General features: G+C 63.3%; 21 protein-coding genes and 1 tRNA gene. 10 read left to right on the plus strand and 12 right to left on the minus strand.

Going from position 1 to position 25,701, the window contains the following annotated elements; all coding sequences use genetic code 11:
- The 4 genes from glgB to treY form a co-directional block, all read left to right on the plus strand.
- On the plus strand, positions 1 to 1,517 hold a 1,517-nt coding region (glgB, locus tag C2U70_RS19145), incomplete at its 5' end, for a 1,4-alpha-glucan branching protein GlgB (protein ID WP_140979982.1).
- A 3-nt stretch (positions 1,518 to 1,520) separates the two neighbouring features.
- Positions 1,521 to 3,596, plus strand: a complete 2,076-nt coding sequence (glgX, locus tag C2U70_RS19150; protein WP_140979983.1) for a glycogen debranching protein GlgX — start codon at positions 1,521 to 1,523, stop codon at positions 3,594 to 3,596.
- On the plus strand, positions 3,593 to 5,347 hold the full coding sequence (gene treZ, locus C2U70_RS19155) for a malto-oligosyltrehalose trehalohydrolase (protein ID WP_140979984.1): 1,755 nt from the start codon (positions 3,593 to 3,595) through the stop codon (positions 5,345 to 5,347). Before glgX ends, treZ begins: the two co-directional genes overlap by 4 nt.
- Position 5,348: 1 nt before the next feature.
- Positions 5,349 to 8,129: a malto-oligosyltrehalose synthase gene (gene treY / locus C2U70_RS19160; RefSeq protein WP_140979985.1), complete on the plus strand. Its 2,781-nt coding sequence runs from the start codon at positions 5,349 to 5,351 to the stop codon at positions 8,127 to 8,129.
- 4 nt (positions 8,130 to 8,133) lie between these two features.
- On the opposite strand, the gene C2U70_RS19165 is transcribed toward treY, so the two are convergent.
- On the minus strand, positions 8,134 to 8,451 hold the full coding sequence (locus tag C2U70_RS19165) for a polyhydroxyalkanoic acid system family protein (protein ID WP_140979986.1): 318 nt from the start codon (positions 8,449 to 8,451) through the stop codon (positions 8,134 to 8,136).
- Between the two features lie 176 nt (positions 8,452 to 8,627).
- Here C2U70_RS19165 and C2U70_RS19170 point away from each other — a divergent pair, with 176 nt between their 5' ends.
- Complete coding sequence (locus tag C2U70_RS19170; RefSeq protein ID WP_018318514.1) at positions 8,628 to 8,792, plus strand: DUF3309 family protein; 165 nt, start codon at positions 8,628 to 8,630, stop codon at positions 8,790 to 8,792.
- Between the two features lie 187 nt (positions 8,793 to 8,979).
- Here C2U70_RS19170 and ligD read toward each other — a convergent pair whose 3' ends face one another.
- Positions 8,980 to 11,619 (minus strand): DNA ligase D, encoded by a 2,640-nt coding sequence (ligD, locus tag C2U70_RS19175; protein ID WP_140979987.1) that lies wholly within the window; start codon positions 11,617 to 11,619, stop codon positions 8,980 to 8,982.
- A gap of 119 nt (positions 11,620 to 11,738) precedes the next feature.
- On the opposite strand from ligD, the gene C2U70_RS19180 reads away from it, so the two are divergent.
- Positions 11,739 to 12,623 carry a Ku protein gene (locus C2U70_RS19180; protein WP_140979988.1) on the plus strand — a complete coding sequence of 295 codons (885 nt, stop codon included), beginning with the start codon at positions 11,739 to 11,741 and terminating at the stop codon, positions 12,621 to 12,623.
- A gap of 237 nt (positions 12,624 to 12,860) precedes the next feature.
- Positions 12,861 to 12,926: transfer RNA gene (locus tag C2U70_RS19185), tRNA-OTHER, on the plus strand.
- 81 nt (positions 12,927 to 13,007) lie between these two features.
- Here the strand turns inward: C2U70_RS19185 and C2U70_RS19190 are convergent.
- From C2U70_RS19190 to C2U70_RS33070, 10 genes are all read right to left on the minus strand, one after another.
- Entirely contained in the window at positions 13,008 to 13,193 is a 186-nt protein-coding gene (locus C2U70_RS19190) for a hypothetical protein (RefSeq protein WP_140979989.1), read from the minus strand.
- Between the two features lie 366 nt (positions 13,194 to 13,559).
- Positions 13,560 to 14,270 carry a hypothetical protein gene (locus tag C2U70_RS19195; protein ID WP_140979990.1) on the minus strand — a complete coding sequence of 237 codons (711 nt, stop codon included), beginning with the start codon at positions 14,268 to 14,270 and terminating at the stop codon, positions 13,560 to 13,562.
- A 1,227-nt stretch (positions 14,271 to 15,497) separates the two neighbouring features.
- Positions 15,498 to 15,722 (minus strand): hypothetical protein, encoded by a 225-nt coding sequence (locus C2U70_RS19200; protein WP_140979991.1) that lies wholly within the window; start codon positions 15,720 to 15,722, stop codon positions 15,498 to 15,500.
- A gap of 73 nt (positions 15,723 to 15,795) precedes the next feature.
- A complete protein-coding gene (locus C2U70_RS19205) occupies positions 15,796 to 16,485 on the minus strand; it encodes a response regulator transcription factor (protein ID WP_140979992.1) in 690 nt (229 codons plus the stop codon).
- Complete coding sequence (locus tag C2U70_RS19210; protein WP_140979993.1) at positions 16,482 to 19,205, minus strand: sensor histidine kinase; 2,724 nt, start codon at positions 19,203 to 19,205, stop codon at positions 16,482 to 16,484. Before C2U70_RS19210 ends, C2U70_RS19205 begins: the two co-directional genes overlap by 4 nt.
- Positions 19,206 to 19,245: 40 nt before the next feature.
- The gene (locus tag C2U70_RS19215; RefSeq protein ID WP_140979994.1) at positions 19,246 to 19,848 is read right to left on the minus strand and encodes a K(+)-transporting ATPase subunit C; all 603 of its coding nucleotides are present in this window, start codon (positions 19,846 to 19,848) and stop codon (positions 19,246 to 19,248) included.
- An 11-nt stretch (positions 19,849 to 19,859) separates the two neighbouring features.
- Positions 19,860 to 21,977 (minus strand): potassium-transporting ATPase subunit KdpB, encoded by a 2,118-nt coding sequence (kdpB, locus tag C2U70_RS19220; RefSeq protein WP_140979995.1) that lies wholly within the window; start codon positions 21,975 to 21,977, stop codon positions 19,860 to 19,862.
- Positions 21,978 to 21,999: 22 nt separating this feature from the next.
- The gene (gene kdpA, locus C2U70_RS19225) at positions 22,000 to 23,703 is read right to left on the minus strand and encodes a potassium-transporting ATPase subunit KdpA (RefSeq protein WP_140979996.1); all 1,704 of its coding nucleotides are present in this window, start codon (positions 23,701 to 23,703) and stop codon (positions 22,000 to 22,002) included.
- Positions 23,704 to 23,817: 114 nt separating this feature from the next.
- Positions 23,818 to 23,907, minus strand: a complete 90-nt coding sequence (locus tag C2U70_RS19230) for a K(+)-transporting ATPase subunit F (protein WP_042340291.1) — start codon at positions 23,905 to 23,907, stop codon at positions 23,818 to 23,820.
- A gap of 13 nt (positions 23,908 to 23,920) precedes the next feature.
- A complete protein-coding gene (locus C2U70_RS33070; RefSeq protein ID WP_186294357.1) occupies positions 23,921 to 24,064 on the minus strand; it encodes a hypothetical protein in 144 nt (47 codons plus the stop codon).
- 424 nt (positions 24,065 to 24,488) lie between these two features.
- Here C2U70_RS33070 and C2U70_RS19235 point away from each other — a divergent pair, with 424 nt between their 5' ends.
- The 3 genes from C2U70_RS19235 to C2U70_RS19245 all read left to right on the plus strand — a co-directional run bounded on the left by C2U70_RS19235 (position 24,489) and on the right by C2U70_RS19245 (position 25,678).
- Positions 24,489 to 24,956, plus strand: coding sequence for a hypothetical protein (locus tag C2U70_RS19235; RefSeq protein ID WP_140979997.1), 468 nt, complete (start codon positions 24,489 to 24,491; stop codon positions 24,954 to 24,956).
- Between the two features lie 24 nt (positions 24,957 to 24,980).
- Positions 24,981 to 25,169 carry a hypothetical protein gene (locus C2U70_RS19240; RefSeq protein WP_140979998.1) on the plus strand — a complete coding sequence of 63 codons (189 nt, stop codon included), beginning with the start codon at positions 24,981 to 24,983 and terminating at the stop codon, positions 25,167 to 25,169.
- A gap of 116 nt (positions 25,170 to 25,285) precedes the next feature.
- The gene (locus tag C2U70_RS19245) at positions 25,286 to 25,678 is read left to right on the plus strand and encodes a hypothetical protein (protein ID WP_186294358.1); all 393 of its coding nucleotides are present in this window, start codon (positions 25,286 to 25,288) and stop codon (positions 25,676 to 25,678) included.
- Positions 25,679 to 25,701: the final 23 nt, after the last annotated feature.

Here is a 25,701-nt window from a genome sequence, read left to right on the forward strand (position 1 = left end):
CGTCGATCGTGTTCGACGAGGCGCATTTGCCGCGCCCGCGGCCGGCGCCCGACGGCATCAACGCCCTGTCAGCGCCGATGTCGATCTACGAGGTTCATCTCGGCTCATGGCGCCGCAAGGGCAACAACGAGTGGCTGACCTATCGCGAGCTCGCCGAGCAGTTGCCGGCCTATGCCCGCGACATGGGCTTTACGCACCTCGAATTCCTGCCCGTCAGCGAGCACCCGTTCGATGGCTCCTGGGGCTATCAGCCGACCGGACTTTATGCGCCGACCAGCCGCTTCGGCGGGCCTGAGGATTTCGCCGCGCTGGTCGACGCCTGCCACCGCGAAGGCATCGGCGTGCTGCTCGACTGGGTGCCCGGACACTTCCCTGATGACCCGCACGGGCTCGGCCATTTCGACGGCACCGCGCTCTATGAGCACGCCAATCCCCTGCAGGGCCGCCACCTCGACTGGGGCACGCTGATCTACAATTACGGCCGCACCGAAGTGACCAATTTTCTGGTGTCGAACGCGCTGTTCTGGCTCGAGCGCTACGCCATCGACGGCCTGCGCGTCGATGCCGTCGCCTCCATGCTCTATCTCGACTACAGCCGCCCGCCGGGCGGCTGGATTCCGAACCAGCATGGCGGCCGCGAGAACATCGAGGCGATCGCCTTCCTGCGCCGCTTCAATACCGAACTGTTTGCTCGCTTTCCGCAGGCGACGACGGCCGCGGAAGAGTCCACCGCTTGGCCGCAGGTCTCGCGCCCCGTCGAGTTCGGCGGGCTCGGCTTCGGCTACAAATGGAACATGGGCTGGATGCACGACACGCTGAACTATATCAGCAAGGATCCGATCCACCGCAAATACCACCACGGCGACATCCTGTTCGGCCTGCACTACGCCTTTTCGGAAAACTTCATCCTGCCGCTCTCCCATGACGAGGTCGTGCATGGCAAGCGTTCGATCCTCGGCCGCATGCCCGGCGACGAGTGGCAGCGCTTTGCGAATCTGCGCGCCTATTACAGCTTCATGTTCGGTCATCCCGGCAAGAAGCTGCTGTTCATGGGCGGCGAGATCGCGCAGGCGGCCGAATGGAATCACGACCAGTCGCTCGACTGGCACCTGCTGCAGCACAAGAACCATTCCGGCATCCAGTCGCTGATCCGCGACCTCAACCGGCTTTATCGCGCCGTGCCCGCGCTGCACCAGATGGACTGCGAGCAGGCTGGGTTCGAGTGGGTCATCACTGATGATGCCAACAACAACGTGTTCGCCTGGATCCGCAAGGGATTTGAGGATCGCGCGCGCTGCCTCGTGGTCGTGAACTTCTCCCCGAACGTCTATCGCAATTATCGGGTGCGCGTGCCGTTCGCCGGCAAATGGCACGAGGTGTTCAACTCCGATTCAGCGCATTACGGCGGCAGCAATGCCGGCAACATCGGCGAAGTGACGACGCAGGGCGGCAAGACGCCCGAGCTCAGCCTCACCCTTCCGCCGCTGGCCGCGATCTTCCTCGTTCCCGAAGGCTGACCCATGCGATTGACCGCCGGATCGCCCGCACGCCTCGGCGCAAGCTGGGACGGAAGAGGCACCAATTTTGCGCTGTTCTCGGCCAACGCCGAGAGGGTCGAGCTGTGCCTGTTCGACAGCCAGGGCCGGCGTGAGCTGGAACGCGTCGAGTTGCCGGAGCGGACCGAGGACGTTTGGCACGGTTATCTCAACGACGTCTCGCCGGGCCAGCTCTACGGCTATCGCGTGCACGGCCCCTACGAACCCGAGCACGGCCACCGCTTCAATGCCAACAAGCTGCTGCTCGACCCCTACGCAAAGCGGCTCGCGGGACGCCTGGTCTGGAGCGATGCGCATTTCGCCTATCGCACCGGCAGCCCGCGCGAGGATCTGTCGTTCGACCGCCGCGACAATGCGCGCGGCATGATCAAGGCCGTCGTCGTCGACGAGACCTTCAACTGGGGCCGGCGCGAGATTCGACCCAACATACCCTGGGAGGACACCATCATCTACGAGGCCCACATCAAGGGCCTGACCCAGAAGCGTGACGACGTGCCGCCGAATCTGCGCGGCACCTATGGCGGGCTCGCCTCGCCCGCGATGATCGAGCATCTCAAGCGGCTGGGCGTCACCACCGTCGAGCTGCTGCCGATCCACGGTTTTGTCGACGACCGCGTGCTGGTGGAGAAAAAGCTCGTCAATTATTGGGGCTACAACACGCTGTCCTTCTTCGCGCCGGAACCGCGCTACGCGCAGGACAATACGCTCGATTCCTTCCGCACCACCGTGGCGCGGCTGCACGATGCCGGCATCGAGGTGATGCTCGACGTCGTCTACAACCACACCGCCGAGGGCAACCATCTCGGCCCGACGCTGTGCTTCCGCGGCATCGACAACGCCTCCTATTACTGGCTCAACCGCGAGAACCCGCGCTTCTACGATGATTTCACCGGCTGCGGCTCATCGGTGAACCTCACCCATCCGCGCGTGCTGCAGATGGTGATGGATTCGCTGCGCTACTGGGTCGAGGTCTGCCATGTCGACGGTTTCCGCTTCGATCTCGCCACTACGCTTGCGCGCGGGCCGAGCGGCTATGACCGCGGCGCCTCGTTCCTGACAGCCGTGCGCCAGGACCCTGTACTGGCCAACGTCAAGCTCGTCGCCGAGCCTTGGGATCTCGGTATGGGCGGCTACCAGGTCGGCGCATTTCCCTCGCAATGGTCGGAGTGGAACGACCGCTACCGCAGCGCCATGCGCCGCTATTGGAGCGGCGAAGGCAGCCTGATCGGCGACATTTCTTCGCGCATGACGGCCTCATCCGACCTGTTCAACCATGACGGGCGGCGGCCGCGCGCCTCGATCAATCACATCACCGTTCATGACGGTTTTACGCTCGCCGACCTCTTCAGCTACAACCAGAAGCACAATGAGGCCAATGGCGAAGACAATCGCGACGGCTCCAACGACAACCACAGCAATAATTGCGGTGTCGAGGGCCCGACCGACGATCCGAACATCCTCGCGCTGCGCCGCCAGCTCCGCAAGAACGTGCTGGCCTGCCTGATGCTCGCGCAGGGCACGCCGTTGCTGCTCGCCGGCGACGAGGTGAGCAATACCCAGAACGGCAACAACAACGCCTATTGCCAGGACAACGAGACCGGCTGGGTATTGTGGGACAATCTCGGCAAAGAAGGCGAGGACATGATCGACTTCGTCGCTCATCTCGCCGACATCCGCCGGCGTTTTTCACAGCTCCGCAGCCATCGCTGGCTCGACGGCCGCCGCGCCGACGGCTCCTATGGGGTGCTCTGGCTGACGCCGGGGGGCGAGGAGATGACGGAGAGCGACTGGAATTTTCCGGAAGGAAGGTTCCTCTCCTATGTGATGGGTTCGCTGGAACCCGGCGGCTCCGCGATCTTTATCGTCCTGAACGCCGCCCCCGAAGAGATCGCATTCAAATTGCCCAAAATGACCGAATACAAGAGCTGGCAGCAGATCCTGAACACGACGGAAGCCAGGCTGAACAGCGTCGACTTCCCGCCCGGCGCCGACAGCAAGGCGCCGCCGCGCGCGGTGCTGGCCTTCGCGGGCGCGCTATGAGGCCATCCTTCGGGGCGAGGCCAACCAGGGAAGGCGTCTCCTTCAGGCTTTGGGCGCCGGCGGCCAGGCGCGTCGATCTCCTGCATGACGGCGTTCGCGCCATGCAGCGTCGCGACGACGGCTGGTACGTGGCCGATATCCCCGGACTGAAGGCAGGCGCCCGCTACAAATTTAGGATCGACGACGAGCTCGACGTGCCCGATCCCGCCTCGGCCTTCCAGCCCGACGACGTGTTCGGTCCCGGCGAGGTGATCGATCACGCAAGCTTCGAGTGGCGCGCGAAAGATTGGCGCGGCCGGCCCTGGCACGAGACTGTGCTGCTGGAGGCGCATGTCGGCACGTTCACAACGCAAGGCAGCTATCGTGCGATGATCGACAAACTCGATCATATCGTCGCGACCGGCATCACCGCGCTAGAGCTGATGCCGCTGGCGGATTTCGCGGGCCAACGCGGCTGGGGCTATGACGGCGTGCTATGGTATGCGCCCGACAGCGCGTATGGCCGGCCCGAGGACCTGAAGACGCTGATCGATGAGGCGCATCTGCGCGGGCTGATGGTGTTCCTCGACGTCGTCTACAATCACTTTGGCCCGGAGGGGAATTACCTCGGCCGCTACGCGCCGGCCTTCTTCACGGATGCGCATACGCCCTGGGGCAGCGCGATCGACTATCGCGTGCCGCAGGTGCGCGCCTTTGCGATCGAGAACGCGCTCTCCTGGCTCAGCGACTACCGTTTTGATGGCCTGCGGCTGGACGCGGCCAACCACATCATGGCGATCCCCGGCGAGCAGTCGCTGCTCCATGAGCTCAGCGTCGCGGCCGGCCAGTTGGCCGCGGCGACCGGAAGGCACATCCATCTCGTGCTGGAGAACGGCGACAATCGCGCCAGCCTGCTCGATCCCTTGCAGGAGCCGCCGAACGGCAAGTACCGGGGCCAGTGGAACGACGACTATCACCACGTCTGGCACGTGATGCTGACAGGCGAGTCCGCCGGCTACTATGGCGACTATCAGGGTACCTGGCGGATCGATCTCGCCCGCGCGCTCGCGTCAGGCTTCGTCTATCAGGGCGAGACCTCGGCGTTCTGGGGCAACAAGCCGCGCGGCGAGCCGAGCGGCGCACTGCCGCCTGTGACCTTCGTCAACTTCCTCCAGAACCACGACCAGATCGGCAACCGCGCGCTCGGCGACCGCCTCGAAAGCATCGCAAAGCCGAGGGCGATCGAAGCCGCGCTCGCCATCATGCTGCTGGCACCGCAAGTGCCGATGCTGTTCATGGGCGAGGAATGGGGCGCGAAGGCGCCCTTCCCGTTCTTCTGCGATTTCCACGGCGACCTCGCCACCGCCGTCCGCAAGGGGCGACGCCAGGAATATGCCTGGGCCTATGCAAAATATGGCGACGAGGTGCCCGACCCGCTCGATCCCGACACGCCGCGATCCGCCGTGCTCAATTGGGATCAGCGCAGTGCCGAGGAAGATGCGCGGCTGACGCTGGTGAGCGGGCTGCTCGCCGTCAGGCACAAGGAGATCATGCCGCGGCTCGGTAGCGTCGCAGCCGGCGAAGCCAATGTGGCTGACAACGGCCTGCTCACCGCGCATTGGCGCATGGCCGACGGCACGACGCTGCGCTTGATCGCCAATCTGTCGGATCAGGACATCGCGACACCCACCATCACCGGCACGCCGATCTGGGGCGGCGAGGCCGGCAACCGACTTCCGCCCTGGTCGGTGTTCTGGCGCATCGGAGGGTGACATGCCTCCTGCCCTGCCGCTCGCCACCTACCGCCTGCAGCTCACCGCCGATTTCAATTTCGACGCCGCAGCCGCGATCGTGCCTTACCTGAAGGCGCTCGGCATCACGCATCTCTATACCTCGCCCGTGATGAAGGCCCGCAAGGGCTCGACCCACGGCTACGACACCGTGGATCACAGCCAGCTCAGCCCCGAGCTTGGCGGCGAAGCCGGCTTTATCCGCCTGAGCGACACACTCAAGCAGCACGATCTCGGCCTGATCATCGATTTCGTGCCGAACCATGTTGGCGTGCATTTTGCCGATAATCCGTTCTGGCTCGACGTGCTTGAATGGGGCCCGGCCTCGCCGCACGCCGTCTCCTTCGATATCGACTGGGACGTGCTGCCCTATCGCGCCCGCGGCGGCGTTCTGCTGCCGATCCTCGGCGCGAGTTACGGCGACGCGCTGGAGCGCGGCGAGATCGAGCTGCGTTACGACGCCGACGAAGGCAGCTTTTCCGCCTGGTATTTCGAGCACCGCCTGCCGATCGCGCCCGAGCGCTACGGCGAGATGCTGCGGATCATCGTGAAGGAGGCCGGCGCGGAGGCGAGCGAAGCGGGCAAGCGCCTGCTCGCACTGGCGGAACGCTACAAGGGGTTGCGCCACCCGAACCGCAAGGAAGCACCTGCCTTCAAGACAGAACTAAAGGCGATCGGCGCCACAGACATGATCGCGCGCGGGCTCGCTGCCTATCGCGCGGCCAAGGATCGCCCGGCGCAAACGCTGACGCTGCACCATCTGCTGGAACGGCAGCACTACAAGCTCGGCCACTGGCGGCTCGCCTCCAGCGACATCAATTATCGCCGCTTCTTCGACGTCAATGGGCTCGCGGGCCTCAGGGTCGAAGACCCCGGCACGTTCGAGGTCACGCACAAGCTGGTCAAGCGATTGATCGCCGAGGGCCGCCTGCAGGGCATCCGCCTCGACCACATCGACGGCCTGCGCGATCCCGCGCAATATTGCCAGCGGTTGCGCCGCCTCGTCCGCGGCGCGCAAGGCGCGTCAAAGCCGTTCTACACCGTGATCGAGAAGATCCTGTGCGAGCACGAGCGCCTGCCGCATTTCGCCGGCGTGCAGGGCACCACCGGCTATGAGTGGATGAACGTCATCACCCATGTGCTGGTCGACGCCAAGGGCCTGGACGCGCTGGACGAGACCTGGCGTCAGATTAGCAACCGGCCGCCGCGGCTTGCGCCTTACGTGATGGAAGCCAAGCGGCGCGTGCTTGAGACCTTGCTGACGTCCGAATTCACCGTGTTGACGCGCCTGCTCGCCCGCATCGCCAACGGGCACTATTCGACGCGCGACTTTTCCGCCGACAGCCTGCGGCAAGCGCTCGAGCTCTACGTGCTGCACTTCCCGGTCTACCGCACCTACATCACGGTCGCGGGCCCCACCGCGCATGACCGCAAGCTGATCGACGACACCATCGCGCGGGCGCGCGCCGAATGGTTCTCCGCCGACGAAGGCATCTTTGATTTCCTGCGTGACGCCCTGACCATGGACCTGCTGAAGCCCGGCCGCCCGCCGCACAGCGCGCCGCGCGTGCGCCGCTTTGCGCTGAAGGTGCAGCAGTTCACTGGTCCGATGATGGCAAAATCGCTGGAGGACACGGCCTTCTATCGCTATCACCGCCTGCTGGCGCTGAACGAGGTCGGTGGCGATCCGTCTGCCAAGGGGCTGTCGGTCCCCGCCTTTCACCAGGCCATGCAATCGCGGGCGAAGGAATGGCCGCATGGCATGACGGCGACAGCGACCCACGACACTAAGCGCGGTGAAGACGCCCGCACGCGCCTTGCCGCGCTCAGCGAGATCCCGGGCGAGTGGACCAGCGCGGTTGCGCGCTGGAAGGTGCTGAACGCGCCGCATATCACCACCCACGGCACCATGCGCGCGCCATCGGCGACGTTCGAATACATGCTCTATCAGGTCCTGCTCGGGGCCTGGCCGCTGGCGGCACCCGATGCCAATTTCGTGGAGCGCATCCAGGCCTACGCGCTCAAGGCCGCGCGCGAGGGCAAGGAGGAGACGAGCTGGCTCAATCCGCACGCGGCTTACGAGACCGGCGTCAACGACTTCATCGCAAAGATCCTCGATCCCGCGGTCTCGGGCGAGTTTTTGGGCCTGCTGCAGACGCTGGCCGAGCGCCTCGCGCGCCTCGGTGCGCTGAACTCGCTGAGCCAGCTCACGCTGAAGGCGACGCTGCCGGGCGTCCCCGATTTCTATCAAGGCACCGAGTTCTGGGACCTGTCGCTGGTCGATCCCGACAACCGCCGCCCGGTGGATTTTGCTGCGCGGAGAAAACTGCTTGCCGCGCTCGAACCTCCGGACTGGGACGACCTCGCCCGCAGCGCGCCGGACGGACGGCTAAAGCTTGCCTGGACGCGGCAATTGCTCATGCTCCGCTCAAAGCTTACCGATGTCTTTGTGCACGGCGACTATCAGCCGCTCGAAGTGACCGGGCCGCACAGTGACCACGTCATCGCCTTCGCGCGCCGGCATGGAGGCGACGCGGCTGTCATCGTCGCCGGCAGGCTGTTCGCACCGCTTACGCAAGGCGGCCGGGAGTGGCCAAACGGCGCGACCTTCGATGCCGCGGTGAACGTCAAGGGCTATGCGATCGACGGCGTTGAACGCCAAGAGTTGCGCCTGTCGCAAGCTTTCCAAAACCTTCCCGTCGCCGTCCTGCGCGCGCGAACTGCAACGACCTCCAAGCCTGCACGCCGGGGCACCCGCGCCTGAACGGCTATTTCCCGTCGCCCTTGGTCAGCAGCAATTGCCCGCGCTTGCGGATCGTCGCCTGCGCCATCTCGGCAAAACGCTGCAGCAGCCACGGCAACACCACCTCGACCCGGACGTGATCCTCGGCGACGTCGACATTTCCTGTCGCGACCTGCCCGAGCGCGCGGATGCGAAAATTCATGCGGTCGCCCTCCCAGCGCTCTTCCTCGACCTGCATCACGGGAATGCTGGCCGCAGCCCGGCCGAGCCCGGTCTTGAGGCGCCGCGCGGCCTCCTCGCGGCCGAGGCGATGCGGAATTGAAACGACGAGCGGTGCTGACATGGCCCTGCCTCCGATGATCTGTCTTCACATAGTCAGGCTGCCAACCTCGGCAATAGTTCCAGCAAAGCTGGCCTACTTATGGCGTTTCATCTCTGGAACTTTCATTTCTGCGGCAAGTTGCCCCGGCGAAATCAGGCTTCGCAACGTCCCTCGTGAGAGGGCTGGAGGATAACAGCATGTCAATCGGTACCATCATTCTGATCATTCTCGTGATCGCACTGCTCGGCGGCTTCAGCGGCATCGGCGGTGGCCCGTTCTACGGCACCGGCTATTACGGCGGCGGCGGCCTCGGGCTCGTGATCGTGATCCTGTTGATATTGCTGCTGATGGGGCGGATCTAGCGGCAAGCGGCTGCGTAGGGTGGGTTAGCGAAGCGGCTGCGCGAAGCGCAGACCGCGCGGCGTAACCCACCACTTCTGTTTCCGCGGGGACTAAAGAGGTGGGTTACGCCCAGCGAATTGCGCTTCGCGCAATCGCACGGCTAACCCACCCTACGGCTCCGCCTCCGCGGCACTCCGCGTGCCTACCTCACTTCCCCGCCAGCTTCTTCGTCGCCGCCTTGATCGATGACGCCGCATCGTCATAACCGTCCCATGCTTTTGAGCGCGCCAGCAAGCCTGGCACCGTCCGCATCGTATAGCGCTTCGGGTCGAGGTCGCTCTTCAGCTGCGCCCAGGTCACCGGCATCGACACCGTCGCACCGTCGCGCGCGCGTGGCGAGAGCGGCGCGACGGCAGTCGCAAGACGGTCGTTGCGCAAATAGTCGAGGAAAATCTTTCCGTCGCGCAGCTTCTTGGACATGTTGAGCAGGTAACGCTCCGGCGCGTCATTGGCCATCCACTGGCAGACGCCCTGCGCAAAGGCTTTTGCTTCCTTCCAGCTCACCTTGTCCCGGGCGCCGTGGAGCAGCGGCACCACGACATGCAGGCCCTTGCCGCCGGTGGTCTTGCAAAAGCTTTCCATGCCGAGAGCGCTCAGGCGCTGGCGCATCTCCTTGGCCGCCTCGACCACGTCGGCAAACCTGACATCCGGCGCCGGATCGAGATCGAACACCAGCCGTCCCGGCGTGTCGTAGGCGTTTGGCGCGCAGTTCCAGGGATGCAGCTCGACGCCGCCGATCTGCGCGACCGCGGCAAGCCCCTCGACCCGGTCGATCTGCAAATAGGGCTTTCGATCGCCCGAGACTTTTGCCAGCTCCAGCAGGTTGGAGGTGCCCTGCATGGCGTGGCGCTGGAAGAATTTTTCGCCACCGATGCCGTCGGGCGCACGGATGATCGAGCATGGCCGCCCCTTCAGATGCACGATCATCCAGTCGCCGACCGCCTCGAAATAGCGCGCGAGGTCGAGTTTCGTGACGCCCTCGCCGTCCCCGCCATCCGGCCACAGCTCCTTGTCCGGTTTCGAGATGACGACGCCCATCACCTCGGCCGTGCCGGTTTCCTTCAGCCGCTTGCCAGACTTTGCCTCCCCCCTCGCGACCGGTTTTGCGAGCGTGGTTTTCCTGGGCGTTTCCGCTTCCACCTCCTCGGCGGGCTTGTCCTGTCGCAGGCCCTTGAACGCAGCCTGGCGGATATTGCCGTCCGCGGTGAAGCCGGCGAACTCGATCTCGGCGACCAGCTCCGGCTTCAGCCAGTGCACGTCGCGCGTTTTCTTCGGCGCGTTCTTGCCGCTGAACGGGCTTTCCTTCGCTTCCGCCGCTTTCAGCAGCGGCATGATGCGCTTGACCTTGTCGGCGCCAAAGCCGGTGCCGACGATGCCGACAAAGGCAAGGTCATCGCCGCGATGGACGCCCGCCATCAGCGAACGGAATTTTCCGTTGGTGGTCTTCCAGCCGCCGATCACGACCTCATGCCCGGCCCGGCACTTTGCCTTGGTCCAGCTCTCGGCGCGGCCCGAGCGATACGGCGCATCCAGCTTCTTCGACACGATGCCTTCAAGCTCGAGCTTGCAGGCGGATTGCAGCACGGCATCGCCCCCGCTCTCGAAATGCTCGACATAGCGGATCTGATGCGACTTGCCCTTGCGCGCTTCCAGCAACTCTTTCAGCCGCTGCTTGCGCTCGCCGAGCGGCAATCGCCGTAAGTCGAGTCCGTCGGCAAACAACAGGTCGAATGCGAAGAAGATGAGTGCATCGGTCTTGCCGTCCGACAGCGCGGCCTGCAGCGAAGAAAAATTCGGCGCGCCATTGTGGTCGAGCGCGACGATCTCGCCATCGATCATCACATCCGGCAGCCTGGTTGCTTCCCTGGCAATGGCAGCAAACTTGGCGGTCCAGTCGAGGCCCTTGCGAGTCTTCAGGCTCACCTTGCTGTCTTCGACGCGGAGCTGGACGCGATAGCCGTCGAACTTGATCTCGTGGCACCAGCCGTCGGCGGCCGGCGGCCGCTCGACTATCGTGCAGAGCTGCGGCGCGACGAAATCAGGCATCCCAGAGACCTCTTTGGCATTCGTGGCCGTCGTCGCCTTGTCTCTCTTCAGCGCCGCCCGCGGCGCCGGCCTGATGGTGCGCGTCTCCTTCTCCTCTGCACGATTGGATTGCCAGACCGCATCCGCCTTGGTCTTGCCTTTTGCCAGCATGAACGGCTTTGGCGCGCGCCCCTTGCCTTCGGCGATCTGCTCCATCGCCCGGCCGGAGGCGACCGACTTGTCCTCCTTCAAAATGTTCTCGCCCTCGCCGGCATATTCGTCGCGATGCTTTATCAACAGCCAGTTGGTGCGCTTACCGCCATTGCGGTCGTTGCGCATGCGAACCAGCACCCAGCTTCCGTGCAGCTTTTCGCCATGCAGGGTGAATTTGAGATCACCCTTCTTGAAGCCGGCTTCCGGATCGTCGGATTCCCAGGTACCGCGATCCCACAGCATGACCGTGCCGCCGCCATATTGGCTCTCGGGGATCGTGCCTTCGAAATCGCCATAGTCGAGCGGGTGGTCCTCGACCTCGACCGCGAGGCGCTTGTCGTGCGGATCGAGCGAGGGACCCTTCGTCACCGCCCAGGACTTGAAGACGCCGTCGAATTCGAGCCGGAGATCGTAGTGCAGCCGCGTAGCGTCGTGCTTCTGGATCACGAAACGCCGCGCCTTCGACGGCGCGACCTTGGTCTCGCCTGACGGCTCGGGCGTCTTCTCAAAATCCCGCTTTTTTCGATAGGTGGAGAGGTTTCTCAGCACGTCCCGTCCTGCATTTTCGCGCGCGCATTCGAGCCTAGCACGCCAAAACTCCCTCCCGGAACCAAAACCCCGAAGCCGGGTTGGGGTTCCAAATCGTATTGAAATCGCTGGAGAATGGAATGGCCCCGCGCGCCTATTGGAAAGGGACGTTGAAACTGTCGCTCGTCAGTTGTCCGGTCGTGCTGTACCCCGCGACGTCTGCGGCCGAGAAGACCCGATTTCACATGATCAACCGGGAGACCGGCAACCGGTTGAAGCAACAGATGATCGATTCCGAGACGGGCGACGTCGTCGAGAGCGATCAGAAGGGTCGCGGCTACGAGCTGCGCAAAGGAAAATTTGTCGAGATCGAACCCGAGGAGCTCGAAGCCGTCCAGATCGAGAGCAACCACACCATCGATATCGACAGCTTTGTGCCGCGCGACGAGATCGACCGGCGTTACCTCAACCACCCCTACTACATCGCCCCCGACGGCAAGGCCGCGATCGACGCCTTCGCCGTGATCCGCGACGCCATGAAGGACGAGGAGCGCGTGGCGCTCGCAAAGATCGTGCTCACCAATCGCGAACACATCATGGCGATCGAGCCGCTCGGCAAGGGCCTGCTCGGCACCACCCTGCGCTACCCCTATGAGCTGCGCGACGAGAGCCAGTTCTTCGACGATATCAAGAGCCCAAAGATCACCAAGGACATGGTCGAGCTCGCCGGCCATATCCTGCACACAAAGGCCTCGCATTTCGATCCGAGCAAGTTCAGGGATGATTACGAGAATGCGCTCAAGGCGCTGGTGAAGCGCAAGGCGAGCGGCAAGAAGATAGAGTTGCCGGAGCCCGAGGAGCGACCGAGTAACGTCGTCAGCCTGATGGATGCGCTGAAGCAGAGTTTGAAGGGGCGCGGCGGCAAGAAGACGGCGACCAGGTCACATGCGCGCCGGGCGACAGGGCGGCAGCGCAGTGCGAGGAAGACGCAGCGCTCGACGGCGCGGCACAGGAAGGCGGGTTAGCAATTCCCGTCATTCCGGGGCGATGCGACGGGAAGGGGTGAGCAGTGCCATGGGTTGGATGCCAACCAGGTTGCGAATTTCATCGCGTAGTGTTATGCTGCTAAGATATTGATATTGTTCGCATAACTTACATTATGGAATAGATTTTGGCGATGGTTCACTTGACGTACCCAAGGCAATATCCTGCTGTAGGTCGCTGACTGGCGCCGAATTTTTCTCGAACGATGAGTTGGGGCTGGGCCCGGAAAATGGTAGATTGCACGTAATGGGAAGTCGCCGGTTCGATCCCGGCTGGGTCCACCATCTACCTACGGGCCTATAGTTCTAACTGGGAAAACAGCCCTCTTTCCTCGCGCCGCTCAGCCTTCGGGTTGAGCGGCGCTTTCATGCGGCGGCCTCCCAGTCCGTCAACCAAGCAGACTTCTTGGTCCAAAAATGCTCGTCGCCGCACAGCGGGCAAACCATTCGCATTTTCATTTCGACGGCCTGCGCGAAAGCGGCTTCCGTCATTTGGACTCCGGTCTGAATTTCCTTTTCGAGCACCGGACACCTGATAGCTACAAAGGCCATTGGAAAACTCCCTGCGTTTAGAGAGTCTCTTATTAATCACAATTTTCGCGGTGGATTGCTTCAAAAAATATGATGAATTGTTAAATCGGTCACGGACTAACCGCCTGTTAGAAAAGGTAGTTTTTTAGAAGTGTAACAATCCGCAACATTATAACGCGGTTTTTGCCTAGCTTCCGTTGAATTTCCGGGGCTTCCCAAGCCTCTCGACTGCTAAGCCGCCACATCGGCCGGCTCGGCCAGTGCACGCGAGACGGTCGAGGCGCTGACGCCAAGCACTTCGCCGATTTCCCGCAAGCCTCGCCCATTGCTCTGCATTGTCCTGGCTTCGCTCAACTGTGTGGGATTGAGCTTCGGTTTGCTGAATGTTCATTGCTCGCAACGGGCAACGTTGCCAGTTACGCTCATGGATGCGGTATCAGTGCTGGACGTCCTGATGCCCAAATCAGCGTGTTGTCTTTGTGCGGGAATGCACTTCGACCACCTCGTCTCGGTGGTCGCATTTTCAGCGGTTCCGTTTGTGATTGTGTATTGAATCCTAACGCCGTACCGGCAGTCATTGTTGCCCCACAGCGTTTCGTATTGGTTGAATACGGTTCTCGAGGTTTTCTCGGAAGCCCGCTCTATCAAACCAGAGGGATGGCATAAAACCGATGGTGCATCGGGCCTGGAGGCATTCATCTTTTCGCACCGAGCTATTCGCCTATCGTACTTCGCTTTAACTTCCGCTATGCCTTCGACGTGTCCTCCCACACATTTCCGTTCCGCCCTCTGTGCCTCTGGCACCATCGTTACGTCGATGTCTTCGCGTAACGCCTTCAGAACGGGTAACATTCGCCGACACTCTTCTGCACCCAGAGTGTCAAGATTGATATCGTCTGAAAAACCCAGCTTATATGCTTCTTTGTCCCACTTACTCACGAATGCGCTTACGAAACGCGCATAACCTGCTCTAATGTCGTCGCATGGCGCCGCTCGTGCGCGGTAGCTTAGGCCGGAACCAGCAATCAAAATTGCCAACGCTAAAATATAACGAGGCATCCAAACTCCAGGCAGTGTTTTTGCCAATGGCTGCTTCACCGTGTCTCTCATCGCGCGCTACCGGCGGAAAACGTTGCACTCTCAATCTGAGGAGGTGTCTTACAATAACTCTCAAGGACTTTAAAACCTGCTGCCTCGATAGTCCTGCTGTCCGGCCTTTTCGTGCAATCCGGGATAACATCGCTGGCGGTAAATCTAATGTCGATACTTCGAGATCGGCACTTGTTTTCTACTCGGTACCTGTTCAGCCTTACTTGAGTCGGGGGCGTGATGTAGGTGATGGCATCGTTCGGACATGCAGCACCGGCCGCATTTTTGACGGTCCCCGCACCACAATTGTCTGCGATAAATTGCGTTCCTTCTTGAATTCCGGCGTCGACACTGTGGCCGCCCGTTGAGCCACAAGCTTGCGCGGCGCTCTGCCATTTCTTGGCATAGCTGATCCAGAGAGGCCAATGGACACACTTCTGTTCCAGCGACAATTGGCTAAGCGGTTTGGTACCAGTCGCAGTGACAAGAGCTTTCTGCCAAGAGGATGAGATAGCCGCCATATTTTCGCATGCAGCCTCCGCGTTTCGTGCGTAGAACAATGAACAAAGGATCAGCACCGCTAGTGTGGCTCGCATTCGATCTCTCCTAATCCCCAAATGGGCCGCTGTGCGAAACCGATGTGGGGAGTTGTTTGTGGCGGTATCCCCTTAGACGTTTTATTTCGCGCCGGCCATATGCCGTCACACTTTGATTGAACGTGGCGGATAACTATGACGCCTCTGTTCGGCTGCGCCGCATAGTCGCGAGAAGTCCGCTGCGGGTCAAGCACGGGCCGATTTCCATCTAATAAACGCATCAGGCCAGCCGACGTACTACCGTCGACTAAATACCAGCGGCGGAAGTGTCTTACCCGTAGATCCGCTCTTGCCCGCGATCTCCAACCCGCGCTAGGTGCGTGACATGGCGAAGCAAAAGAAATCAAAGAACAAGGCCCTTCCGACTGGCCACGAACGCATGAAACGCATACCGCCCGCCGACTTCAGTTTACGACCGCACAAATTCGAATTTGACCTGAAGAAGGCTTATTCGTCCGAGCAATTAGCTGAAATCGGCGCAATCGCTTTGAAGTCGAATCAAATAGAGGCGCACATCGACTTTATCGGCTCCCACATCTTATTTTCTAAGACACCATTCTGGCTCCAAATCGCAACCAACAATGCTCTCGGCCTGAAGGCTAAACTTGCTCTGCTTCGCGAGTGTATGGAACGCTCGACCTTACTGGATGACAAGGTCAAAAACTGCATCAACGATTGCTTCGCCGAAGTTTTGCAATGCCGCGCTTACCGAAACGCCATCATCCATCACCACATTTACGACCATACACAGGGCATAGGTACGTTCGTCGATGACGCGAAAAAAAGCTATCAGATTTTGGTGTCGCTCGACGCGCTGACTACGCTCTACCGCGAAGCGGCCCGGAGCATCGAGCCCGGAATCCATCATGCCAAGCGTGACGGGCGGATAAATGGATTCCGGGCTCGCGCTCGCGCGCGCCCCGGAATGACAGCGGGGATCAATCCCCAGCCTTCAGCCGATACCCGATCCCCGTCTCCGTCAGCACGTATTGCGGACGCTCCGGATCGGCTTCGATCTTCTGGCGGAGCTGGCGCACATAGACGCGCAGATATTGCGCATCGGTCAGCTCGTCCCATAGTTCCTTGAGCAGGAAGCGATGGGTGAGCACCTTGCCGGCGTGCTGCACCAGCACGCGCAGGAGGTCGTACTCCTTCGGCGATAGTCTTATGTCCCTGTCGCCGACCTTGACGATCCGGCGCACCAGATCGACGGAGAGATCGCCGCTGCGGAACACCGGCCGCTCGCCCTTGACCTGCAACTGATGCCGCAGTGCCGCGCGCATGCGCGCCAGCAGTTCGTCCATGCCGAACGGTTTTGTCAAATAGTCGTCGGCGCCGAGATCCAGCGCCTGCACCTTGCCGGCTTCGTCGCCGCGGCTCGACAGCACCACGATCGGCACGCTCTCGTTGCGAGCGCGGATCGTCCGCAGCAGCTCGTGTCCGTCGATGTCGGGCAGGCCGAGATCGAGGATGACCAATGCGGGCTCCTCGGCGAGCTTTTCCAGCGCGATCTTTCCGTTCGACGCTTCCAGGACGTCGTAGCCCTGGGTCGACAATCCCATCCGCAACAATTTGCGGATCGGCGGCTCGTCGTCGACGATCAACACCTTGATCGGGGCGGCACTCATGCGGCGGTATCCAATGCGCGGGTCTGTGCCGGAACCGGCAAGCGGATGGTCAGCACCGCGCCGCTCCGGTCGGCTCTGTTGGCGGCCGAGATCGTGCCACGCATGGCCTCGACAAAGCCGCGAGAGATGGCGAGGCCAAGGCCCGTGCCCGGGCGGACATGGTCGCCCTTCTGCGCGCGGTAGAACTTGTCGAACACGCTTTCGAGCTCGTTGGGCGGAATGCCATCGCCTTCGTCCGCGACCGAGAGAACCACAAAATCCCTGTCGCGCTGGCTGCGGATCGAGATCGTGGTGTCGGCAGGCGAATATTTCGCGGCGTTGTCCAAAAGATTGAACAGCACCTGCTCAAACAGCACGGCGTCGAGCTGAAGCATCGGCAAGTCGGCCGCAAACTCCAGATCGACCTTGTGGCTGGTCAGGATCTTGCTGGCGCGCCGGAGCGCACTGCCGACGATCTCGCTGAGATCGTGCAGCGCCGTCCGCGGCACGATGGCGCCCGACTCGAGCTTGGTCATGTCGAGCAAGTTGGCGATGAAGCGGTTGAGCCGCTCGGATTCGTCGATGACGGTGGCGAGCAAATCGCGTTTTTCAGTGTCGGACAAGGCGCCGGCGAGATCGCGCATGGTCGAGGCCGCGCCGAGCACGGACGCGAGCGGCGTCTTCAGATCGTGCGAGATCGAGGTCAGCAGCGCCGAGCGCAGCCGCTCGGATTCCACGGTGCGCTTGACGCGGTCCATGTCTTCGACCAGCAGCACGCGCTCGATCGCGAGCGCACCCTGGTCGACCAGCGCGTCGAGCAGCCGGCGCTGGTCCGGCGTCAACAACGGGCCGGTGCGGTCGTTGTCGATGCCGATGACGCCGATCGGCCCGCGCCCGGTGCGCATCGGCAGGAACAGGCGTTTTGCGCCGGGCAGCGTATCCGACCCGCGGCCGGCGGAACGATCGTTGCTCCAGGCCCAGTTGGCGGCGGCAAGGTCCGCCTGGTCGAGGTCGTCCTCCGGAGGATAGCCCGACTTTACGGTGAGCACGCCGTCCTCGGGCAACAGCAACACCACGCGCACCTTCAGCATCAACGCGATCTGGTAGGCGGTCGCCCACAGGACGTCATCGAGGCTCGCAGTGCCGGCGAGCTTGCGGCTGAAGGCATGGAGCTGCTCGGTCATCCGGATGCGGCCGATCGCGGTGTCGGCCTGGGTACGGACGCGCGCGGCGACGTTGGACACCAGCATCGCAACCACCATGAACAGCACGAAGGCGGCGACATTGGTCGGATCGGTGATGGTGAAGGTATAGATCGGCGGCAGGAAGAAGAAGTTATAGGAGAGCGAGGCGGCGACGGTCGCGAGCAGCGACGGCCACAGGCCGTAACGCACGGCGACGGCGACCACCGCCGTCAACAGCACGAGATCGACGTTCTCGATGCCGAAGTAGGGCTGGATCAATTCGGCCGCACCCAGGCCAACCAGCACGATACCGAGCGCTTTCAGATAGGGTAGCGGCTGGAACGGCTCGGCGCGCGCCGCCGTCTGCACGGCCGTCTTCGGCGCCGCCTCGCCGGGGATCTCGTCACCGGCGATCACGTGCACGGTGATGTTGCCGGAGCGGCGCACCAGGTCGTGCACGACCGAGCCGCGCGTCATCTCGAACCAGCGCGAGCGGCTCGATTTTCCGATCACGATCTGGGTGACGTTGTTGCCCTGCGCGAAGTTGACGACGTCGTCGGCGATGCGGCGGCCGACGGCGGGGATAGTCAGGGCCTCGCCGCCGAGCGATTCGGCAAGCCGCAGCGTGTCGGCGAGCCGATCGCGCTCGGCGTCGGAGAGCTGCAGCGAGCGCCGCGTCTCGATCGAGATCGCCGTGAACGGCGCATGCAGCCGGTCGGCAAGCCGTTTGGTGTAGCGCACGAGCCCGGCGGCGCGGGGATCCTCGCTGACGCAGACGAGGATGCGCTCGCCCGCGGCCCAGGGGCCGGCGATCGCATTGGCCTGCATGTGGGTGAGCAGTTGCTCGTCGACCCGCTCGGCGGTTCGGCGCAGCGCCAGCTCGCGCAGCGCCGTGAGATTGCCCGGCGAAAAGTAGTGCTCCAGCGCGCGCTCGGCCTGGCGGGGCACATAGACCTTGCCCTCCTTCAACCGCTGGATCAGGTCGTCGGGCGTCAGGTCGATCAGCTCGATCGCGTCGGCGCGGTCGAACACCGAATCCGGCACGGTCTCGCGGACCCTCACATGGGTGATTTGCGCGACGACGTCGTTCAGGCTCTCGATGTGCTGGATATTGACGGCGGTGTAGACGTCGATGCCATGCGACAGCAATTCCTCGACGTCGAGATGGCGCTTGGGATGGCGGCTGCCGGGCGCGTTGGTATGGGCGAGCTCGTCGACCAGCGCAATCTGCGGGCGGCGCGCGATGACAGCGTCGAGGTCCATCTCCTCGAGCACCTGGCCGCGATAGTCGAGCCGCTTGCGGGGGATCACCTCCAACCCGTGCAGCAGCGCCTCGGTCTCGGCACGTCCATGGGTCTCGACGAAGCCGACGACGACGTCGACGCCGGCCTTGCGCTTGGCATGACCGCTCTGCAGCATTTCATAGGTCTTGCCGACGCCGGGGGCGGCGCCGACGAAGATCTTGAGCTTGCCGCGCGCGCTCTCCTCCCGGCGCGCGGCCTCCAGCAGCGCCTCCGGCGAGGGACGTTGTTCGGGATCGCGGCGCTGTTGAACCATCAGCCCATTATAATCATCCGTACGCGCTCAGCCTAGGCCGCTACTTCGCGGCCTTGTCGAGCGCGAGATTGAGCGCCAGCACGTTGACGCGCGGCTCGCCGATCAGGCCGAGCAGGCGGCCCTCGGTGTTGGCGGCCACGATCTGCTTGACCGAATCCTCCGATATGCCGCGCGTCTTGGCGACCCGCGGCACCTGGAATTGCGCTGATGCCGGCGAGATGTGGGGATCGAGGCCGCTGCCGGTCGTGGTGACGAGGTCGACCGGCACGGCGGCATTCGGGTTCTCCGCCTTCAGCTTGTCCACATCTTCCTTGAGCCGGTCGGCCAGCGCCTTGCTGGTCGGGCCGAGGTTCGAGCCGCCCGAATTGGCCGCGTTGTAGGGCGTGGGCACGGTCTTGGTCGAATCGGCCGGGTCCGGCGCCACCGTAGCCGAGGGACGGCCGTGGAAATATTTGTCGTCCTTGAATTCCTGCCCGATCAGGGCGGACCCGATGACCTTGCCGTCCTTCTCGATCAGGCTGCCTTGCGCCTGGGTCGGGAACAGCACGCCGGCAATGCCGGTCATCGCCAGCGGATAGGCCAGACCCGTGATCGCAGTGAGCGCGAGCAGCAGGACGATGGCGGGGCGGATTTCTCTGAGCATGATGGGCCTCCTCAGGCCAGATGCAGTGCGGTGACCACGAGGTCGATCACCTTGATGCCGACGAAGGGAATGGCGATGCCGCCGAGGCCGTAGACCAGCAGGTTGCGGCGGAGCAGCGCACCGGCGCCGACGGCGCGGTAGGCGACGCCCTTCAGTGCCAGCGGAATCAAGCCGATGATGATCAAGGCGTTGAAGATGATCGCCGACAGGATCGCGCTCTGCGGGCTCGACAGGTTCATGACGTTGAGTACGTTGAGCTGCGGATAGAACGCCAGGAACATCGCCGGGATGATCGCAAAGTATTTTGCCACGTCGTTGGCGATCGAGAACGTGGTCAGCGCACCGCGCGTCATCAGCAATTGCTTGCCGATCTCGACCACCTCGATCAACTTGGTCGGGTTGGAATCGAGGTCGACCATATTGCCGGCCTCACGCGCGGCTTGCGTGCCGGTGTTCATGGCGACGCCGACATCGGCCTGCGCCAGCGCAGGCGCGTCGTTGGTGCCGTCGCCGCACATCGCCACCAGCTTGCCCTTGGCTTGCTCGTCGCGGATCAGCTTCAGCTTGTCCTCGGGCGTCGCCTGCGCCAGAAAATCGTCGACGCCGGCTTCCGCGGCGATCGCGGCCGCCGTCATCGGGTTGTCGCCGGTGATCATGACGGTGCGGATGCCCATGCGGCGCAGTTCCGCAAAGCGCTCGCGGATGCCACCCTTGACGATGTCCTTCAATTGGACGATGCCGAGCAAGCGACCGTCCTTGGCGACCGCCAGCGGCGTGCCGCCGGATTTCGAGACGTCATCGGCGATCGCCTGGATCTCGCGGCCGAGATCCGACAGCCCCGCCGGCTGCGTTGCACGCGCCGCATTGCCGGAGGCAACCGCGAGCGGCGCGCCGCCGCCGATATAGTTGAGCATGGCATCGACCGCGCCCTTGCGCACCGATGAGCCGCCGGCGTCGACGCCGCTCATGCGGGTCTGCGCCGTGAACGGAATGAAGGTGGCGCCCAATTCGGCCATGTCGCGACCACGGATGCCGTATTTCTCCTTCGCGAGCACAACGATGGAGCGGCCCTCCGGCGTCTCGTCGGCGAGCGAGGCGAGTTGGGCCGCGTCCGCCAGCTCCTGCTCGGTCACGCCGCGCACGGGACGGAAGGCGGTGGCCTGGCGGTTGCCGAGCGTGATGGTGCCGGTCTTGTCGAGCAGGAGTGTGTCGACGTCGCCGGCGGCCTCGACGGCGCGGCCGGACATGGCCAGCACGTTGAAGCGCACCAACCGATCCATGCCGGCGATGCCGATCGCCGAGAGCAGCGCGCCGATCGTGGTCGGGATCAACGTCACGAACAGCGCGACCAGCACGATCACCGAAATCGAGCCGCCGGCATAGGCCGCGTAGCTCGGAATGGTAACGGTGGCGAACACGAAGATGATGGTGAGGCCGGCGAGCAGGATGTTGAGCGCGATCTCGTTCGGCGTCTTCGCCCGCTCGGCACCCTCCACCAGCCTGATCATGCGGTCGATGAAGGTCGAGCCCTGTGCCGCCGTGATCCGTACGCGGATCCAATCCGACAGCACCTGCGTGCCGCCTGTCACCGCCGAACGGTCGCCGCCGGATTCGCGGATGACCGGCGCGGATTCGCCTGTTATGGCGGCCTCGTTGACGGAGGCGACGCCCTCGATCACCTCGCCATCGGAAGGAATCGTGTCGCCGGCTTCCACCAGCACGATGTCGCCGACCTTCAGGCTGGTGCCCGCGACCAGCTTGAAGTCGCGCCCGGAGCCGGTCAGCAGCTTGGCCTGGCTCTCGGTGCGGGTCTTGCGCAGCGTTTCGGCCTGCGCCTTGCCGCGGCCTTCGGCGACGGCTTCGGCGAGATTGGCGAACAACACAGTGAACCACAGCCAGAGAATGATCTGGAAAGTAAAGCCGAGATTTTCTCCGCCGGTGAAGAGGTCGCGCAGGAAGATCACCGTGGTGAGCGCAGCCACGATCTCGACCACGAACATCACGGGGTTCTTGATCATGGCCCGCGGATCGAGCTTGGTGAAGGCAGCGCCGATGGCCGGCACCACGATCTTCGGGTCGAGCATCGCCGAGACCGGCATGCGCTTGTTGGGTTTAGAAACTGGCTCCATGGAGGTCACTCCGAAAATTCGATCAGAAGACGTTGCCGGCGTTCATCGCGAGATGCTCGACGATGGGGCCGAGTGCAAGCGACGGGAAGAAGGTCAACCCGCCCATGATCAGGATCACGCCGACGACCAGGCCGACGAACAGGCCACCGGTGGTCGGGAAGGTCCCGCTCGACGGCGGGATCGACTTCTTCGCCGCGAGCGATCCCGCGATCGCCATCGCCGGCACGATCATGAAGAAGCGGCCAAGGAACATCGCGGATGCGCCCGTGAGGTTGTAGAAGACGATGTTGCCCGTGAGGCCAGCGAAGGCAGAGCCGTTGTTCGCCGTCTGCGACGAGAAGGCATAGAGCACTTCGGAGAAGCCGTGCGGACCGGCATTCGCCATAGAAGCCACGGCGGTCGGGTAGACCACGGCGACCGCAGTCCAGCCCAGGATCAGCAGCGGCAGGATCAGAATGGCGAGCATCGCCATCTTGACCTCGCGCGCCTCGATCTTCTTGCCGACATATTCCGGCGTGCGGCCGACCATGAGGCCCGCGACGAAGATCGCGAGGATGACGAACAGCAGCATGCCGTACATGCCCGCGCCGACGCCGCCGACGATGATCTCGCCGAGCTGCATGTTGATCAGCGGAATCATGCCGCCGAGCGCGGTGAAGCTGTCATGCATGGCATTGACGGCGCCGCAGGAGGCGGCCGTGGTGATCACGGCGAACAGCGAGGACGCGACGATGCCGAAGCGAACCTCCTTGCCCTCCATGTTGCCGCCGGAAAGACCCAACGCCTGAAGCGTCGAGGTGCCGTTGGCCTCGGCCCAATAGCACACGGCAACGCCGGCGACGAACAGCACGCCCATTACGGCGAGAATCGCCCAGCCCTGGCGCTGGTTGCCGACCATGCGGCCGAACACGTTGGTCAGCGCCGCGCCAAGCACGAAGATCGACAGCATCTGCACGAAATTCGAGAGCGCGGTCGGGTTCTCGAAGGGATGCGCCGCATTGGCGTTGAAGAAGCCGCCGCCATTGGTGCCCAACATCTTGATTGCGACCTGGGACGCGACCGGACCGACCGCGATGGTCTGCTTGGCGCCTTCGAGCGTGGCCGCCTCGACATAGTCGCCGAGCGTTTGCGGCATACCCTGCCAAACCAGGAAGAGCGTGTAGACGATACAGATCGGCAGGAGGATGTAGAGAGTGCAACGCGTGACATCGACCCAGAAATTGCCCACGGTACGCATCGAGGCCCGGGCAAAGCCGCGGATCAACGCCACCGCCAGCACGATGCCGGTCGCCGCCGACAGGAAATTCTGATGCGTCAGGCCGACCATCTGGACCAGATAGGACAGCGTGCTCTCGCCGCCGTAGTTCTGCCAGTTGGTGTTGGTGATGAAGGAGATCGCGGTATTGAAGGAGAGATCCTCCGCAACCGCGCCCTGCCCCGCCGGATTGAAGGGCAGTACACCCTGCAGGCGCATCAGTCCGTAGATGATCAGGAAACCGCCAACGTGGAACAGCAGCATGGCGACCGTATAGGTCAGCCAGTGCTGCTCGCGCGTCTCGTCGACGCCCGAGATGCGGTAGAGGCCGGTTTCGACCGGGCGCAGCACCGGTGACAGGAAAGTGCGCTCGCCGTTGAAGACGCGCGTCATGTACCAGCCGAGCGGCTTTGTCAGCGCGAGGACGATGACGCAGAACAGGATGATCTGGAGCCAACCGATGACAGTCATGGGAGTTCAACCTTTAAGAGCGAGTCGCGTGCGCAGGAGGGCTGCGAGCAACGCGAGCAGCAGCGCGACGAGCACGGCATCCGCCGCAAGCAGTTTGAGCAGCAGAAACACGGCTCAGAACCGCTCGGGCCGCAGCAGCGCGTAGGTGAGGTAGATGAGCAGCCCGAGCGAGACGGCGCCGGCGAGCGAATAGTCGAAAATCATGACCGCCCTCCCGTCACAGCCGTTCGCAGGCGTAGGTGTAGCCGACCGCAAGAGCAAAGAAGCCAAAACCCAGCGCCAGCATGATGATGTCGAACATCGGACGTACCTCAGCAGCAGCGCGGCGATGAATCGGATTACCGCGCGAACGGTGGGACAAGTGCCACCCGAGGCATAGGTTTTCGAGATGTGGCCCATGGCGACGTTATAGGAATTCCATAAAGGCGGTGAGGTAGAACAACGCCGCAGGCACGCGCTGCTGCCACACAAACCACTGTCGTCCCGGACAAGCGCGCCCCAAGCGCGCGCCGATCCGGGACCCATACCCCTCAGGAAGAAGTTTGGCGAAGACTCGTGGTTGGCAGCTTGCGCAACGACTGCTGCCTGGGGGTATGGGTCCCGGCCTTCGCCGGGACGACAGTTGTGGGTGGGAATGCAAGTCTGCCTCCCTCACCACACCCTGCCCCCACTTATGAAATCCTTATTTCTCTCTCCCTCTCCTCCCCTCGTTTTCAAATGCCGTTCCGTCCCATCTTGGCCATGAAGATCACCTCGCGTGATCGACACGACAACGGGACACGACCATGTCCGCCAACACCAGAGACTACGACCCCGCCGCGCTTGGCGCCCGCTTGCGCAGTGCGCCAGCCATGACGCGACCGTTGATGCTTGACGTCATCGACACGGCCTGCCGGCGCATCCCCTCACTCGGCTCGAGCGAACGAACCGCTCGCCTCGCACGCCTGATCGACGCCGGAGCCTGGGCGGACGCAACGCTGGCGCTGATGGCCCTGGAGCTGCCTCTGTGGCAGGTCCGCCGCATCGCTTATGACGACGGCGAATGGCATTGCGCGCTCTCGCGGGAACGCGAACTGCCGGACTGGCTCGACAGTGCGGTCGACGCCCGGCATCCGGATCTCGCCATCGCCCTGCTCTCGGCCTTCGCCGAGGCGCAGACGCTGGCAGCGGCGGCGAGCCGGCCGAGCGTGCCCTCGGTGAGAGCGGCCCTAGACCCGCGCTACGAGCCCGTTGGCTGCGATCATTTCGGCTAGCCCACACATCAGGAAGGACAGACCATGTCGATGCTCACGCATCGCCTCGAACGGCCGATTCATTCCGCTGACGAGGCAACCATCCTCGGCACCCTTGCCACGACTGCTGGGCGCTTCTGCCTGCAGCTCTTTGCGATCCTCTCGACGGGCAGCGTGCTGACGCTCCTGATCGCGCTCAAGACCGCGGCTCATCTCTGGCGCTTTCACCCCTGATCGATCGTCCCCACGGAACCGCCTTTATGACTTTCCTATACCAGGCCGGCACCGGCCCTCTCGCATTCCTACGGTGCGGCGCCGCAAAGTGGCCGCAGCTCTCCAGGGAAACCGCCATGGCCGCAATCGCCTTCAATGCCGTGCCTCACCCGCAGCCGGACTCCGGCGCGTTCGCCAAGCAATCCGCCATGGTCATGAGCGAGCCAAAGCCAGACTTCCAGTCGCTCGACCCCGATATCGTCAGCGAGGCGATTCCGGCCTTCTTCATCGGCCGCAACAGGGCCGGCTTCTGGGTCGCACGCGACGCCCGAGGCCGGGTGGGCGGCATCTTCCTGCTCAAGGGTTTTGCGGTGGATTTTGCCAACGCCCAAAGCAGGCCGGCGCGCTGCGCGCTCATCTTTCCGTCGACCCCCGTCGAGCTCGACATCAACAACCACGGCAATCCCGTCATCGCCGCACTGGCGCAATTGACCGCGCTGGCCAGGCGGTTCCTGAGGTTCGCGACATGATCGAGCTGAAGATCATCCTCATG

It is taken from the genome of Bradyrhizobium guangdongense (assembly GCF_006483445.1).
GTDB lineage: Bacteria > Pseudomonadota > Alphaproteobacteria > Rhizobiales > Xanthobacteraceae > Bradyrhizobium > Bradyrhizobium guangdongense_A.